Origin of the sequence: Photobacterium kasasachensis, assembly GCF_050336885.1 — a bacterium.
Taxonomy (GTDB): Bacteria; Pseudomonadota; Gammaproteobacteria; order Enterobacterales; family Vibrionaceae; genus Photobacterium; species Photobacterium kasasachensis.
The window spans coordinates 127,209-142,800 of sequence record NZ_JAKJSH010000010.1 but is presented as its reverse complement, the minus strand read 5'-3'; the positions used below and the strand labels follow the sequence as shown (position 1 = coordinate 142,800).

Here is a 15,592-nt window from a genome sequence, read left to right as displayed (position 1 = left end):
GCACAATTTTGCAATGATATTGTCGTTTATAACGTTCTTTTTGAATCCATTTCCGGATATCTGGTCGGTAATTTGAAAAGACGATAAAATTATTAAAGTGTGATTCTGCTCTCGCTCTGTTTCGTGAAAAAGGTTTCTGTTAGAATTGCGCCCTTAACACTATTAACGACTGAAGAGAAATATGTCAGATAACAGCCAGAAAAAAGTCATTGTCGGTATGTCCGGCGGCGTTGATTCCTCTGTATCAGCTTACTTGCTACTTCAACAGGGCTACCAAGTTGAAGGCCTGTTCATGAAGAACTGGGAAGAAGATGATAACGAAGAATACTGCTCCGCCGCAGAAGATCTCGCTGATGCACAAGCTGTATGTGACAAACTGGGTATCCACCTGCATACCATCAACTTTGCAGCTGAATACTGGGACAACGTGTTTGAATACTTCCTTGCGGAGTACAAAGCAGGTCGTACCCCGAACCCGGATATTCTTTGCAACAAAGAAATTAAATTCAAAGCGTTTCTGGAATTTGCCGATGAGGTTCTGGAAGCGGACTACATTGCTATGGGTCATTACACCCGTCGCAGCTTTCCTTCTGTCGAGGGCGAGAAGCCTCAGATGCTGCGCGGCGTAGATAACAATAAAGATCAGAGTTATTTCCTGTATACCCTTAGTCATGAGCAGATCGCGCGCAGCTTGTTCCCGGTCGGCGAACTGGAAAAACCAGAAGTACGCCGTATTGCTGAAGAACAGGGACTGGTAACTGCGAAGAAGAAAGATTCGACAGGTATTTGTTTTATCGGTGAGCGTAAATTTACCGAGTTCCTTGGCAAATACCTGCCAGCGCAGCCAGGCAATATCGAAACAGCTGAAGACGGCAGAGTGATCGGCGAACACCAGGGCCTGATGTACCACACACTGGGCCAGCGTAAAGGCCTGCATATCGGTGGCCAGAAAGGTGGAGGCGGCAACGAAGATGCATGGTACGTTGTTGATAAAGATGTCAAACGTAACGTACTTATCGTCGGCCAGGGTAAAGATCACCCTCGTCTGAAGTCAAACGGGCTGATTGCGGCACAACTTCACTGGGTTGATCGTCAACCAATCCGTGAGCCGCTCACATGTACAGTAAAAACTCGTTACCGTCAGCAAGATATTCCTTGTACCATCATCCCTATCGATGATGAGAACATCAAAGTAATATTTGATGAACCTCAAATTGCCGTGACACCGGGTCAGTCAGCTGTATTCTACAGCGGTGAAGTCTGTCTAGGTGGCGGTATTATTGAGCAGCGAATCTAAGGGAGTTGTCGCACGTGGCACAAACTTTATATGACCGTACTATCGCGTTTGCCGGCATTTGCCAGGCTGTGAAACTAGTTCAGCAGACTGCCCGTGACGGCACTTGCGATCGCGATGCATTGGAAGCCTGTTTAAACAGTATTGTGGTAACAGATCCTTCCAACACGATTGAAATCTTCGGCTGTGAGTCCAATCTGCGTATTGGTCTTGAAACACTATCTGCCGAGATTGACAGCACACCATCTGGAAACGAGATCACCCGTTATCTAGTCAGTGTCATGGCACTGGAGCGTAAGCTATCGAGTCGTCGTGACAGCATGGCACAATTGGGCGATCGCATTGATACCGCCAAACGCCAGATTGATCATTTCGAATTGCTTGATGATCAAATGGTGAGCAACTTAGCCAACATTTACCTGGATATCATCAGCCCACTCGGGCCACGGATCCAGGTAACCGGTACTCCGGCTCACCTGCAGCAACAAAACGTACAACATAAAGTACGGGCCTTACTGCTTGCTGCAGTACGCGGAGCTGTCCTCTGGCGCCAGGTCGGCGGTAAACGCCGCCACCTGATTTTTGGCCGCAAACAGATGGTCGAGCAGGCAAAAATCTTACTTGCCCGCAGCTAAATCAATACTGGGTTTATACCGGACCTACCGGTATAAATCTTCGTACAATAACGGCTCCGTTTATTGTGAGTGCCTACAAGCTGCACCCACAGTTAACGAGCGGTTACAGCAACACATTGTTTAACCCCTAATTAATCAGGAGAGAGCAACATGGAACTGTCAGCATTGACTGCTGTTTCCCCGGTAGACGGCCGCTACGGAAGTAAAACTAGTGCACTGCGCAGCATTTTCAGTGAATATGGTCTGCTAAAATATCGCACAATCGTTGAAATCCGTTGGTTACAAAAACTGGCTGCTACTGACGCTATCGTGGAAGTTCCTGCATTCAGCGACGAAGCAAACGCATTCCTAGATCGCGTTGCTGCTGAGTTTAGTGAAGAAGATGCGCTACGAATCAAGACGATTGAGCGCACAACTAACCACGATGTAAAAGCTGTTGAATACTTCCTGAAAGAAAAAGTAGCTGAAGTACCAGAACTGCACGCAGTGAACGAATTCATTCACTTCGCATGTACGTCTGAAGATATCAATAATACTTCTCACGCCCTTATGCTGCATGAAGCACGTGAGACAGTCATTCTTCCTGAAATTCGCAACGTTATCGATGCGATCAAAGGCCTTGCCAACGAATACCGTGAAGTGCCTCTACTTTCTCGCACCCACGGCCAGCCAGCTTCCCCATCAACCATGGGTAAAGAAATGGCAAACGTGGCATACCGTATGGAGCGTCAGTTCAAGCAAATCGAAAGCATTGAAATTCTAGCGAAAATCAATGGTGCCGTGGGCAACTACAATGCACACCTTTCTGCTTACCCAGAAATTGACTGGCACCAGTTCAGCGAAGAGTTCATCACAGAATCTCTTGGCGTAACCTGGAACCCATACACAACGCAAATCGAACCGCACGACTACATTGCCGAGCTGTTTGATGCAATTGCACGCTTCAACACTATCCTTCTTGACTTCGACCGTGATGTCTGGGGCTACATTGCTCTGGGTCACTTCAAGCAGAAGACAATTGCCGGTGAAATCGGCTCGTCTACTATGCCGCACAAAGTCAACCCAATCGACTTCGAAAACTCCGAGGGTAACCTGGGTCTGGCGAATGCTATCTTCGCTCACCTGGCGCAGAAACTACCAGTTTCTCGCTGGCAGCGTGACCTGACTGACTCGACAGTGCTTCGTAACCTGGGTGTTGGTTGTGGCTACGCGATTATTGCTTATACTTCGACCCTGAAAGGTATTAGCAAGCTAGAAGTCAACCAAGCGGCACTTGAAGCTGAACTAGACAAAAACTGGGAAGTATTGGCTGAGCCGGTACAAACAGTGATGCGTCGCTACGGCATCGAAAAGCCGTACGAGAAGCTGAAAGAGCTGACTCGTGGTAAGCGTGTTGACGGCGAAGGCATGCGTAACTTCATTGACGGCCTAGAGCTTCCAGAGCACGAGAAAGCGCGCCTGAAAGAGATGACGCCTGCTAACTACATCGGTGATGCAGTCAAGCTAACAGATAAGCTTTAATAATTATCTGATACCAATTCAAGGGCCTGCGATATGCAGGCCTTTTTTGTATTCAATGTTTCCATCTGTTCTCCCCCCCCCCTTTCACAAAGATTTTATTCCCTTTTATCAAAGATATAAGTTAAAGATGTATTTTTAATGCAACTTTAAGCTTGACCAAAACCACTTCGGCGCTTAACATGTATTCAAAATACATGTTAAGCATTTTATAGGTAAGTTGTATGTCTATTCACGTTAAGAACAATATTCACTGGGTTGGTCAGCGCGACTGGGAAATTCGTGATTTTCACGGCACAGAATACAAAACCCTTAAGGGTACCAGCTATAACAGTTACCTGATCCGTGAAGGTAAAAACGTGCTAATTGACACTGTCGATCACAAATTCAGCTATGACTTCGTACAAAAGCTGGAGCAAGAAATCGACCTAAATGACATCGATCTGATTGTTATTAACCATGCAGAAGAAGATCACGCCGGTGCACTTTCTCTGCTAATGTCGAAGATCCCCAATACACCTATTTACTGTACAGAAAATGCCGTTGATTCTATTACCGGTCATCATCATCATCCCGAGTGGAACTTCAACACCGTGAAAACGGGTGACAGCATTGATATCGGCAACGGCAAGTCACTGGTGTTTATCGAAACACCGATGCTGCACTGGCCTGACAGCATGATGACTTACATGACTGAAGACGCAGTACTCTTCAGTAACGACGCCTTCGGTCAGCATTACTGCGATGAGCGCCTGTTCAACGACGAAGTTGAGTACAACGAACTGATGGAGCAGTGCCTACGCTACTACTCCAACATCCTGACACCATTCAGCCCATTGGTAACAGCAAAAATCCATGAAGTCCTTGGCTTCAACCTACCGGTCGATATGGTAGCAACCTCTCACGGTGTGATCTGGCGTGACAACCCAACGCAGATCATCGAAAAGTACCTGGAATGGGCAGATGAATACAAAGAAGACAAAATCACTATCTTCTATGACTCAATGTCAAACAACACCCGCATGATGGCTGATGCCATTGCGCAAGGTATGACTGAAGCCGATCCGAATGTTGCCGTGAAAATCTTCAATGTCTCCCGTCATGACAAGAATGAAATCCTGGCAAATGTGTTCTGCTCCAAGGGTGTCCTGGTTGGCTCATCAACAATGAATAACGTTATGATGCCTAAAATTGCGGGGATGCTAGAAGAGATTACCGGTCTGCGCTTCAAGGGCAAAAAAGCAGGAGCCTTCGGTAGCTATGGCTGGAACGGCGGTGCCGTTGACCGAATCCATGCCCGCCTGACAGACGCTGGCTTCTTTACCACCGTAGGTATGAAAGCCAAATGGCGTCCTGATGGCAATGCACTGGAAGAATGCCGCGAGCACGGACGTAAAATCGCGCGCGAATGGGCACTACAACCAATTACCACAACCGAAGTGATTACTTCGCAGCCAGCAGAGCAAGCGAAACCTGAAGTCATTATTGGTCAGCCTGCAACAGTGAAAAGCAATAACGACACTCCGGCAGATAAGACCACAACTGGCGACAGCACTGAAAAGCAGATCTGTACTGTCTGTCAGTGGGTTTACGACCCAGAACTAGGTGAGCCGAACCAAGACGTTGCACCTGGAACCGCCTGGAATGACGTACCGGACTACTTCCTGTGCCCGGATTGCGGTATCGGTAAAGAAGTGTTTGAACCTATTGCCTGAGGACGTAACTGATGGATAAACATATAGTTATTATTGGTAGCGGCTTTGCCGCTTACCAGCTGGTGAAGTCGCTGCGTAAAATTGATGCCGAGACACCTGTCACCGTCATCACAGCCGATAGCGGTGATGACTACTCAAAGCCCGAGCTCAGCCATGTCTTTTCCCGCAGGCAGAATGCGAGTGACTTGATCAAGCAATCGGCTGAAGACTTTGCCAGCACACACAACATCGAACTGCTTGCCAACACCCGGGTTCAGTCCATAGATACAGAGGCAAAAACAGTCCAGCTGGCAGATAAAACTGTCAGCTACTCAGAGCTGGTATTGGCCACAGGTGCCTCATCTTTCGTACCGCCTTTTGACGGTAATGCAACAGATGAAATCGTAACGCTTAATAGCTTGGGGGAATATGCCAGTCATCAGGACAAGATTGCAACGGCCAAGTCGGTAATTATTCTCGGAGCCGGGCTGATTGGTACGGAGATCGCGATGGATCTTGCCGAGGCCGGTAAACAAGTCACCATCTGCGACAGGGCCAGCAGTATAATGCCGACACTGCTTCCCTCATTTATGAGTGCTGAGGTGTTTCAGACCATGACAGAAAAAGGTGTCGACGTGAAACTCTCTGCTACCGTGACAGTGGTTAACCGTCACCACCAGCAGCTGCTTGTCCAAATTGATGACAAAAACATCGTCGAAGCCGACGTCGTGATTGCAGCCATGGGGCTAAAGGCGAACACTGTCCTGGCCGAGCAGGCTAACATTACTGTCAACAAGGGAATTGTGATTGATGAGTTCCTTAAAACATCGGCAGATAGCGTCTACGCACTGGGCGATTGTTCCGAGCTGGGTGGAAAAATCAGGGCATTTCTGCAGCCTACTATGCTCTCGGCCATGGCATTGGCGAAAACCCTGTCAGGCAACCCAACACCGGTAAAATTACCTGCAAGCCTGGTCAAAGCCAAAACCCCGTGGTTCCCGCTTAATCTGTCGGGGCAAACAGCGCGTTCTGATGTGAGTTGGGAAATCACTCGAGATAGCGATGGCTATATTGCCAAGGCATTTGAAAAAGGCACGGAGAAACTTGTCGGCTTCGTTGTGAGTCACGAGCAGCAAAAGGCCGCTTTCCCACTGCTTCGTCAACTGCCTGCCGAGTAGCAACAATAGATTAGCAGCCTATCATCCCTAAACTAAACTGACTGCAGTTGCGCATTCCCGTCACCCTGTGATGCGGAATGCGCTATAATCGCGACAAATGCACCTCGATTAAATGGCACTATGTACCAGCTGACTTTCTCCTTTGAAGCGTTTATGTCCGAGTACTGGCAAAAGAAACCCACTGTAATAAAAGGGGGCTTCAAAGACTTTGATGACCCAATCAGCCCTGATGAGCTAGCCGGGCTAGCCATGGAAGAAGAGGTAGACTCGCGATATATTGCCAAACGCGGTAATAAGTGGGAGGTTTCCCATGGCCCACTCAGCTTCGACAATATGCCGGAGGACAACTGGTCATTTGTTGTTCAGGCAGCAAACCACTGGCATGAAGGGGCTGCGAAACTTGTCACTCCGTTTCACCAACTGCCTAGTTGGCTATTCGACGACCTGATGATCAGCTACTCCACCCCGGGGGGCGGTGTCGGTCCGCATATCGACCAATATGATGTCTTTATTATCCAAGGCTCCGGCAAACGACATTGGCGCGTCGGCCCCAAAAAAGACGATTATGAAGAAGAATTCGGTCATCCGGCACTACGCCAGATCAAAGGGTTCGAACCAATCATTGATGAGATCCTGGAGCCTGGCGATATCTTATATATCCCACCGGGTTATCCCCATGACGGTTATGCCATCGACACGTCAATGAGCTACTCTGTCGGCTTCCGCTCCCCTAAAAAGCAAGAGCTTCTAAGCAGCTTAGCCGACTTTATCATTGCCAACGAAATGGGTGATGTTCATTACCATAACCCTGATCTACCGACACGAACGAATAGTGGTGCGATCCTTAACGAAGAATATCAGGATCTGGAAGCCATGATGCGCAGCTTACTCGCCCACCCCCACTTAATGAAACAGTGGATGGGAGAACACCTAAGCAACAGCCGCCATGAATTGGATATCATTTCGGCCGAGCCACCTTGGCAAAATAGCGAAACGTACCAGTTTCTTGAAAACGGCGAAACCATGAAACGCCTAGGCGGTCTGCGGGCATTTTACTATCCGGAACAGCCATACATTCTCTACATCAACGGCGAACGGTTTGAGCTTCCCGAAGAATGCAGCTTTGCCGCCACTTACCTTTGCGACAGTGAACAGGTCACCAGCGCTTCATTGGGCAAGCAACTCGATCATCCCGCCTTTATTGCCCTACTAACCCAACTGGTTAATTTAGGCTACTGGTACCCTGTCGAGTAGTATCCGAAATAATAGCAGGCGCAGCTGCCAAAGAAATTGGCTAGCTGCGCCGTCTTGTCATCATCTCAGCAATGGTAATAAAGATCGCGACTAAACCTTAAACTGCCCAGTCAGCTCTTGCTGATGCTCGGCGAGGCTGGTCAAGCGCTCTCCTATCCCAGCGGAGTTCTCTGCCTGGTTTAAGATACTCTCACTCAAGTGGCGTATATTGGCTACATTGCTGTTCACCTCACCCGAAACAGCCTGCTGCTCCTGTGCAGCATGCATGATTTGTTCGTTCATTGACTGAATTGCTTTTACCGCATCCGTAATTTGCTTGAGACTATCAACAGCCTGACCAACCTGCTGTGCCGTATCTCCGGCCAGCTGATTACCCTGCTCGATAGCACCAACCACATCCCGCGTGCCTTGCTGAAGCACCTCGATGACAGTACGTATCTGCCCAACAGAATCCTGTGTGCGGCTCGCCAGCTGGCGTACTTCATCTGCAACAACCGCAAATCCACGCCCTTGCTCACCGGCTCGGGCAGCCTCGATTGCCGCATTCAGCGCCAGCAGGTTTGTCTGCTCGGAAATACCCTCGATCACCTGCAAGATTTGGTTGATGTCTTCACTGTTATTTTCCAGATCCTTGGCAACGGGGACAGCCGCCTCCATCTGCAAGACCAGTTTCCCCATCGACTGGGCGGATGTCTGAATAACAGTCTGGCCGTCCTGGGCCGAGATATCAGCCTGGCTAGCAGCAACCACCGCCGTTTCCGTATGATGTACAACCTGCTCGGCGGTCTGGGCCATTTCCTCGGCTGCCGTTGCAACCATATCAACCTCTTTGAACTGAGACTGACTGCCATCCCGGGTTTGACTGGCCACATCAGCCGCTTCTGTCGCCGTTTTACTCACTTCGTCCACGGCAACAACAACCTGGCTAATGGTATTTTGCAGCTTATCCAGGAAGCGGTTGAACCAGAGAGCAAGCTCCCCCACCTCGTCTTGCTGTGCAACATGAAGCCTTTGGGTCAAGTCACCTTCACCGGAAGCGATATCTTTAAGCCGCTCAGCCACCTGCTTAATAGGCGCAACCAAACGGGAGGCAGCCAACAGGACGACCAGCAGGCCGACAAAGGCGATCACGACACTGGCGATAACCTGAATCCTGGATGATTCATCACGTTGAATCGCTATTGTCTTATCCAAAGCGATAGCTTCTGCCAATACCTGCTCGCTCGGAAGTTGAATAACAACTCCCCAGCTCACCTGGCCAAGTTCGACCGGCGTATAAGCCTGAAGCCATTGCTGATTCTGGCTCCAGCCGACATAATCGTTTCCAGTCAAGAGCCAGCTACTTAGCTCAGCCGGTAGGCCATCGCTGTTAGTAAACTGACTACCGGGGCGATTATTTGCCTGATCCCACGCAACGATGGTTCCGTCTTTGCTTAGCAAAGATACCTTACCAGCCCCACGATATAGATTTTTATCAACTTCGCTGATGACAGCCTGCAGCGCATCTAGGCGGATATCGATTCCCATCACACCGACGGCTTCGCCATCGACGCTTAGCGGGATGGTAATCGTACTCACCAGTTGCCCGCCGATTCCCCTTTTAGCTATTTGAGGATCCAGCACACAGGTCTGCTTAGTATCCAGGCTACAGTTGAACCATTGGTTGGAGCCACTATCTACAATTTCTTGTTCAGCGATAATATATTGCTCGGCTTCATCCGCTCCTGCCTTCGACCAATATGGCGCAAAACGCCCTTTGTCATTGGCACCGACATAATCCGCCCCATGATAATTGCTGTCTTCGGCATCGAGCCCATCAGGGGTAAAGACAACGAAAGCACCGTAGATGTTGGAAAATTCATTCACGGAGCGCCGCAAGAGTTCATTGATCGAGCCTCGAAGCTCAGAACTATTGGTAAAGTTTTCCTCGGCATTGTATTTGAGGAACAACACGCTCTGGGCCAGCATTTCAGCCCGGTAGATGGCTTCATCGAAATACTGCTGAACATATATCGCCTGACGCTCTGCCTGAGCCTGGACAACATCCTGGGATTTGTTACGGAGGGAAGTGAATGACTGCTCACTCACTAGCTGCTGGCTCTGGCCAGAAAAATAAAATGATAGGCTGGTTAAGACCAAGACTGTTACCAACAGCCCAACCCCTGCCATCAGGGTGATCTTCCACTGCACCGATAGTGACCGCATATAAACAATCCTTGTTCGTACAACTCAGTCGAAAATGTAATGGTAAACTACATTTTTATCAATATTTTATAACATGCCAACCGTGTCATAAATTTGACCGATAGCAACATTTTTTTGACAAAACAACAGGCGAAAAAAAGCGCGGCTTTGACACCGCGCTTAAAGCCTGTCACAGGCTTGAATTAATGGACATTCAGGCAAGCTACCGCGTGAACGTCTCCCCCTTCTAACTGAGGCTTGCTGTCAGCACACGACGCCGTAGCCTGAGGACAGCGGGTACGGAACACGCAGCCTGAAGGTGGATTCATTGGTGAAGGAAGCTCTCCCTCCAGCAATTCAATATGTTTATTACGCTCCAGATCAGGATCCGGGATTGGTACCGCAGACATTAGCGCCTTGGTATACGGGTGCTTAGGCTCGGCAAACAACGCCTCACCTTCTCCCATCTCTACCGCATTACCCAGGTACATCACCAGCACGCGATCTGATATATGCTTAACCACTGATAAGTCGTGAGCAATGAAGATCAGGCTCAAGCCCATCTCTTTCTGCAACGACTTCAGCAGGTTAACAACCTGTGCCTGAATCGATACATCAAGGGCCGATACCGGCTCGTCACAAATGATGAGTTTAGGTTTGAGGATAAGTGCACGGGCAATACCGATACGCTGACACTGGCCACCGGAGAATTCGTGCGGATAGCGGTTAATCACGTTTGGCAGCAGACCAACTTTCGCCATCATTGCCTTAACTTGCTGCTTCACATCGTCAACAGGCAAGTTTGGATAAAACGCCTTCAGCGGCTCAGCAATGATCTCGCCGACAGTCATTCGAGGGTTCAGTGATGCAAGCGGATCCTGGAAAATCATCTGGATCTCTTTACGCTTTTCACGCATGCGGACCTGGTCTAGCTTAGTCAGATCCTGCCCCAGCCAGACAACATTACCCGCAGTAGCCTCAACCAGACCAATCACAGCACGAGCAAACGTCGACTTACCACAGCCGGATTCGCCAACCACACCCAGCGTTTCACCTTCATAGAGACGAATACCAACACCATCGACCGCTTTTAGCTTTGACGGCTTGCTCCACGGCCATGCCGACTTAGGGGCAATATCAAAATGAACTTTAAGATCTTTAATATCTAACAGCAGGTTCTTTTGTGCTTCCATTACCACGTCCCCATATCAGAAAAACACGCACGTAAACGACCTTCGGCAAAGTCTTTCAACGCAGGAGCTTCCTGCGTACAGCGACTTGACACCCTGTGGCAACGCTCCTGATAAGGGCAGCCAACCGGCAGACGAAGTAAGTTAGGCGGGTTACCCGGAATCGTTGGTAACTCCTCGCCGTCCGTATCAAGGCGAGGGATCGCTTTGAGCAAACCTTCTGTATACGGGTGCGATGGTTTGTAGAAGATTTCATTGATCTTGCCGTATTCCATCGTACGGCCTGCGTACATTACCAGTACTTTGTCACAGCTACCGGCAACAACGCCCAGATCATGGGTGATCATAATGATCGCGGTATTGAAATCGCTCTTTAGCTCGTTCAGAAGCTCCATGATCTGGGCCTGAACGGTTACATCCAGTGCAGTTGTCGGTTCATCGGCAATCAATAGCTTAGGTCGACATAACAGCGCCATAGCGATCATCACACGCTGGCGCATACCGCCCGAAAATTCATGCGGATACATAGTAATACGCTTACGCGCTTCCGGAATTTTAACCGCTTCCAGCATACGCACACTTTCTTCAAAAGCTTCGGACTTACCCATTCCTTTGTGCAGCATCAGCACTTCCATCAGCTGATCACTGACTTTCATATATGGGTTAAGCGACGTCATCGGATCCTGAAAAATCATCGCAATCTGCTCGGCGCGAAGCTTATTCAGCTTGCTCTCGGGCAGATTAAGAATCTCGCGGCCTTCAAATTTTGCGCTACCGCCGATGATACCGTTTTTGGCCAGCAGGCCCATGATGGCGAAAACAGTCTGGCTCTTACCCGAACCTGACTCTCCCACAATACCCAGGGTTTCACCCTGTTTTAGAGAAAAATTAAGATCGTTAACCGCGGTGACGATACCGTCTTGTGTTGTAAATTCTACGCGTAGATCTTTGACATCTAATAAGCTCATAATACTTCCTTATACTCTCTCGCCTTTGACCCACAAGTTTGTTTCATGAGCCAAAAAGCGATTCATTCTTATCTGTCTTTTGGATCCAGTGCGTCACGCAAGCCGTCACCCACATAGTTAAAGCAGAACAAAGTTACAACCATAAACGCAGCCGGGAACATCAGCTGCCAGATAGCAACTTCCATCGTTTGCGAGCCTTCCTGTAGCAAGGCACCCCAGCTTGTCATTGGCTCCTGGACACCCAGGCCAAGGAAACTCAAGAATGATTCAGTTAGGATCATTGCCGGTACCAGTAGGGTTGAGTACACAGCAACAATACCTAATACGTTTGGTACGATATGGCGAGTAATGATTCTCCAACGGCTAACGCCCGAAACATGTGCCGCCTCGATGAACTCTTTGCTTCGCAGGGACAAGGTCTGCCCCCGAACTATACGAGCCATATCAAGCCAGGATATCGCCCCGATCGCCACAAAAATCAGCATGATGTTTCGACCGAAGAAAGTAACCAATACGATGACGAAGAACATGAACGGAATCGAGTACAAGATTTCCAGAAGACGCATCATAATGCGGTCGGTGCGACCACCGACAAAACCCGATGTTGCACCATATAGAGTACCAATCACCACCGCAACCAAGGCGCCCAAAATCCCCACCATCAGGGAGATGCGCCCGCCAATAAGCGTTCGGGTATACAAGTCACGACCAAGGCTATCGGTACCAAAGAAGTGACCCTCTGCACCAAGACTCGGAGCGGCATGCAGTGCGTACCAATCGGTATCATCAAAAGCATACGAGCTGAACATCGGACCGAAAATCACCGCCAGCGTTATACAGAAGAGAATAGCAAGGCTGATCATCGCCGCTTTGTTTCGCATAAAACGAATACGGGCATCCTGCCACAAACTACGGCCTTCAATTTCCAGCTGCTCGGAGAATTTCTCGACGGCCTCTACATTGTCTTTTTTAGTAAGCATCATTTGTTCGGCCCTCTAGTAACGAATTTTCGGATCAATGTACGCAAGGACAATATCAACAATGGCGTTGAAGATAATAGTCAGCGTACCGATTAGAATTGTGATACCCAATACCAGTGAATAGTCACGGTTAAAGGCTGCGTTAACAAAGAGCTTTCCGATACCAGGCAGACCAAAGATGGTCTCGATGACGACCGAACCGGTGATAATACCGACGAAGGCCGGGCCCATATAGGAAACAACCGGTAGCAGCGCAGGTTTCAGCGCATGCTTGATAATGATGTAGGAATAGCTCAGGCCCTTGGCACGAGCTGTACGAATAAAGTTACTGTTCAACGTCTCAATCATGCTACCGCGGGTAATACGGGCAAATGTCGCGACATACAGCAGGGACATACCGAACATTGGCAGCAGCACGTACTTGGTTGAACCATCATTCCAGCCACCAGCCGGTAGCCAGCCAAGATTGATCGAGAAAATATAGATAAGCACCGGCGCCAATATGAAGGACGGCATGACCACCCCCGCCATGGCGGTAGACATTATCGTATAGTCTATCCAGCTATTTTGCTTCAACGCGGCAATGGTGCCGACGGTGACCCCCATCACCAGTGCAAAGATGAAGGCAAAGAAACCGATTTTAGCGGAGACAGGCAGAGCCTTGGAGACCAGCTCGTTCACCGTAAAGTCTTTATATTTAAAGGATGGGCCAAAATCACCCTGAACAATATTTCCAAGGTACGTCGTATATTGTTCAAATACAGGTTTATCCAGGCCGTATTTGGCTTCGATATTTGCCATCACTTCCGGAGGAAGCGGACGGTCGCTTGAAAAAGGGTTACCTGGTGCAAAACGCATCAGGAAAAACGAGATTGTAATTAATACCAACAGAGTTGGTATTGCTTCAAAAATCCGTTTAGCGATGAATTTAATCATAAACTCCACCGTATATTTAAGTCTGTGACAGTTAAAAAAAATTGTAAGTATCAAATACGAACAATGAGCACTGCCCCGAATCGGAGCAGCGCTTAATTATTTATCTTGCTGTTTATTAGTCAGCAATGATGTACATGTCTTTGCTGAAGATATTATCTTCAGGGTTTTTCTCTGGATAGCCACCTAGTTTAGGGTTAACCAGGCGAGCATTCACATAGTGGTAGATAGGCATGATAGGCATGTCTTTAGCCAGCAGTGCTTCCGCATCCTTATAGGCAGCCGAGCGGTCTGCATCAGATGCAGCAGCCAACGCCTTGTCTAGCTGGGCGTCGTATGACTTGCTCGAGTACTTCGGATAGTTCTGCGAGTGGCCGTCACGAAGGATCGCCAGGAAAGTCGACGCTTCGTTGTAGTCACCACACCAGCCAGCACGTGATACATCAAAATCACCCTGACGCTTGGTATCTAGGTAGCTCTTCCACTCCTGGTTTTCAAGAACGGCCGTAACACCCAATGATTTTTTCCACATAGAGGCAATTGCAACAGCAACTTTCTTGTGGTTTTCACTGGTGTTGTATAGCAGATCGAACTTCAGAGGGTTGTCAGAACCATAACCCGCCTTAGCAAGTAGTTCTTTCGCCTTGGCTACACGTTCTTTCTGCGACAGCTCCGAGTACTGAGGCATATCAACGTCAAGTCCGTTAGTCGCCAATGGAGTAAAGTTATAAGCCGGTGTCTCGCCCTTGCCTACGATGAACTTGGCAATCACATCACGGTCGATAGCGTAAGATAGTGCTTTACGGACATCTTCGTTATCAAACGGCGCTCTGGTGGTATTGAATTCGTAGTAGTACGAACACAGGTAAGGCGTAACTTTTACATCTTCCGGATATTCTTTCACCAAGCGCTTGAAGTGCTCGTTTGGCATTTCATACGTAACGTCTACCTCGCCTGCCAGGAAGCGGTTCATTTCGGCAACCTGGTTCTCGATTGGCAGATAGGTAACTTGGTTCAGAACTGTTTTATCGTTATCCCAATATGTTTCACTTCGGGCAAGTACGATACGCTCGTTAACCACCCACTTATCCAGTGTATAAGCACCATTACCGACATAATTGGCTGGGCTTGTCCACTTGTCACCGAGTGACTCAACAACTTTCTTGTTTACTGGCTTCAGTGAGGTGTGAACCGTCATTGATGCAAAGTAAGGAACTGGCTTATCAAGGGTAACTTTAAGAGTGTGCTTATCGACTGCCTCAACACCCAAGGTTTCTGGGCTTTTCTTGCCAAGAATAATGTCACCGGCGTTAGCCATGGTGGTCATGTCCAGGTAAGAGGCATAAGGCGAACCAGTTTTAGGATCGGCCAGACGACGCCAGGTGTAGACGAAGTCTTCAGCGACAACAGGATCGCCGTTTGACCATTTTGCATCTTTACGGAAGTGGAAGATCCACGTTTTATTATCTTTGGTTTCCCATGACTCTGCTACACCGCCAACCAGCGCACCATTGCCGTCCTGGTTAACAAGGCCTTCAAGCAGATCACGCAATACATTGGATTCTGGAACACCTGAGACTTTCTGAGGGTCAAGAGATTCAACTTCTGTACCGTTACCGCGAACCAGTTCTTGTTTCGCTGCTAGCTTGACACCAGCTGGTACATCAGCCGCAAGAGTAGAAAATGAGGTCGCGGCTACGGCCATACCCGCGCTTAATAGTAGCGCCTGAGTAATTTTGTTCTTATACATGCATTAACTCCAAT

The 15,592-nt window shown here is 48.7% G+C and carries 12 protein-coding genes; 6 read left to right on the top strand and 6 right to left on the bottom strand.

Annotated elements, in window-relative coordinates:
• The first annotated feature begins 181 nt into the window (after positions 1 to 181).
• The 6 genes from mnmA (at position 182) to L4D19_RS15325 (ending at position 7,573) form a co-directional block, all read left to right on the top strand.
• Complete coding sequence (mnmA, locus tag L4D19_RS15350) at positions 182 to 1,297, top strand: tRNA 2-thiouridine(34) synthase MnmA (RefSeq protein WP_428453161.1); 1,116 nt, start codon at positions 182 to 184, stop codon at positions 1,295 to 1,297.
• Between the two features lie 14 nt (positions 1,298 to 1,311).
• Positions 1,312 to 1,929: a high frequency lysogenization protein HflD gene (hflD, locus tag L4D19_RS15345; protein ID WP_075764740.1), complete on the top strand. Its 618-nt coding sequence runs from the start codon at positions 1,312 to 1,314 to the stop codon at positions 1,927 to 1,929.
• A gap of 150 nt (positions 1,930 to 2,079) precedes the next feature.
• Positions 2,080 to 3,450 (top strand): adenylosuccinate lyase, encoded by a 1,371-nt coding sequence (purB, locus tag L4D19_RS15340; protein WP_428453160.1) that lies wholly within the window; start codon positions 2,080 to 2,082, stop codon positions 3,448 to 3,450.
• A 221-nt stretch (positions 3,451 to 3,671) separates the two neighbouring features.
• Positions 3,672 to 5,162: an anaerobic nitric oxide reductase flavorubredoxin gene (gene norV / locus L4D19_RS15335; protein WP_428453159.1), complete on the top strand. Its 1,491-nt coding sequence runs from the start codon at positions 3,672 to 3,674 to the stop codon at positions 5,160 to 5,162.
• A gap of 11 nt (positions 5,163 to 5,173) precedes the next feature.
• Positions 5,174 to 6,319 (top strand): NADH:flavorubredoxin reductase NorW, encoded by a 1,146-nt coding sequence (gene norW / locus L4D19_RS15330; protein ID WP_428453158.1) that lies wholly within the window; start codon positions 5,174 to 5,176, stop codon positions 6,317 to 6,319.
• 120 nt (positions 6,320 to 6,439) lie between these two features.
• Complete coding sequence (locus L4D19_RS15325; RefSeq protein ID WP_428453157.1) at positions 6,440 to 7,573, top strand: ribosomal protein uL16 3-hydroxylase; 1,134 nt, start codon at positions 6,440 to 6,442, stop codon at positions 7,571 to 7,573.
• Positions 7,574 to 7,663: 90 nt separating this feature from the next.
• Here the strand turns inward: L4D19_RS15325 and L4D19_RS15320 are convergent, their stop codons facing one another.
• From L4D19_RS15320 to L4D19_RS15295, 6 genes are all read right to left on the bottom strand, one after another.
• Positions 7,664 to 9,778, bottom strand: coding sequence for a methyl-accepting chemotaxis protein (locus L4D19_RS15320; protein ID WP_428453156.1), 2,115 nt, complete (start codon positions 9,776 to 9,778; stop codon positions 7,664 to 7,666).
• Positions 9,779 to 9,960: 182 nt separating this feature from the next.
• Positions 9,961 to 10,950, bottom strand: coding sequence for a murein tripeptide/oligopeptide ABC transporter ATP binding protein OppF (gene oppF / locus L4D19_RS15315; RefSeq protein WP_428453155.1), 990 nt, complete (start codon positions 10,948 to 10,950; stop codon positions 9,961 to 9,963).
• Positions 10,950 to 11,915, bottom strand: coding sequence for an ABC transporter ATP-binding protein (locus L4D19_RS15310; RefSeq protein WP_428453154.1), 966 nt, complete (start codon positions 11,913 to 11,915; stop codon positions 10,950 to 10,952). Before L4D19_RS15310 ends, oppF begins: the two co-directional genes overlap by 1 nt.
• A gap of 68 nt (positions 11,916 to 11,983) precedes the next feature.
• Entirely contained in the window at positions 11,984 to 12,895 is a 912-nt protein-coding gene (gene oppC, locus L4D19_RS15305) for an oligopeptide ABC transporter permease OppC (RefSeq protein WP_239412592.1), read from the bottom strand.
• A gap of 15 nt (positions 12,896 to 12,910) precedes the next feature.
• Positions 12,911 to 13,831: an oligopeptide ABC transporter permease OppB gene (gene oppB, locus L4D19_RS15300; RefSeq protein WP_428453153.1), complete on the bottom strand. Its 921-nt coding sequence runs from the start codon at positions 13,829 to 13,831 to the stop codon at positions 12,911 to 12,913.
• A 115-nt stretch (positions 13,832 to 13,946) separates the two neighbouring features.
• The gene (locus L4D19_RS15295) at positions 13,947 to 15,578 is read right to left on the bottom strand and encodes an ABC transporter substrate-binding protein (RefSeq protein WP_428453152.1); all 1,632 of its coding nucleotides are present in this window, start codon (positions 15,576 to 15,578) and stop codon (positions 13,947 to 13,949) included.
• Positions 15,579 to 15,592: the final 14 nt, after the last annotated feature.

Coding starts and splice junctions, on each gene's coding strand:
- oppB (WP_428453153.1), bottom strand. CDS start 13,831: ATGATTAAATTCATCGCTAAACGGATTTTTGAAGCAATACCAACTCTG.
- oppF (WP_428453155.1), bottom strand. CDS start 10,950: ATGGAAGCACAAAAGAACCTGCTGTTAGATATTAAAGATCTTAAAGTT.
- norW (WP_428453158.1), top strand. CDS start 5,174: ATGGATAAACATATAGTTATTATTGGTAGCGGCTTTGCCGCTTACCAG.
- oppC (WP_239412592.1), bottom strand. CDS start 12,895: ATGCTTACTAAAAAAGACAATGTAGAGGCCGTCGAGAAATTCTCCGAG.
- mnmA (WP_428453161.1), top strand. CDS start 182: ATGTCAGATAACAGCCAGAAAAAAGTCATTGTCGGTATGTCCGGCGGC.
- norV (WP_428453159.1), top strand. CDS start 3,672: ATGTCTATTCACGTTAAGAACAATATTCACTGGGTTGGTCAGCGCGAC.
- L4D19_RS15320 (WP_428453156.1), bottom strand. CDS start 9,778: ATGCGGTCACTATCGGTGCAGTGGAAGATCACCCTGATGGCAGGGGTT.
- L4D19_RS15325 (WP_428453157.1), top strand. CDS start 6,440: ATGTACCAGCTGACTTTCTCCTTTGAAGCGTTTATGTCCGAGTACTGG.
- L4D19_RS15310 (WP_428453154.1), bottom strand. CDS start 11,915: ATGAGCTTATTAGATGTCAAAGATCTACGCGTAGAATTTACAACACAA.
- L4D19_RS15295 (WP_428453152.1), bottom strand. CDS start 15,578: ATGTATAAGAACAAAATTACTCAGGCGCTACTATTAAGCGCGGGTATG.
- purB (WP_428453160.1), top strand. CDS start 2,080: ATGGAACTGTCAGCATTGACTGCTGTTTCCCCGGTAGACGGCCGCTAC.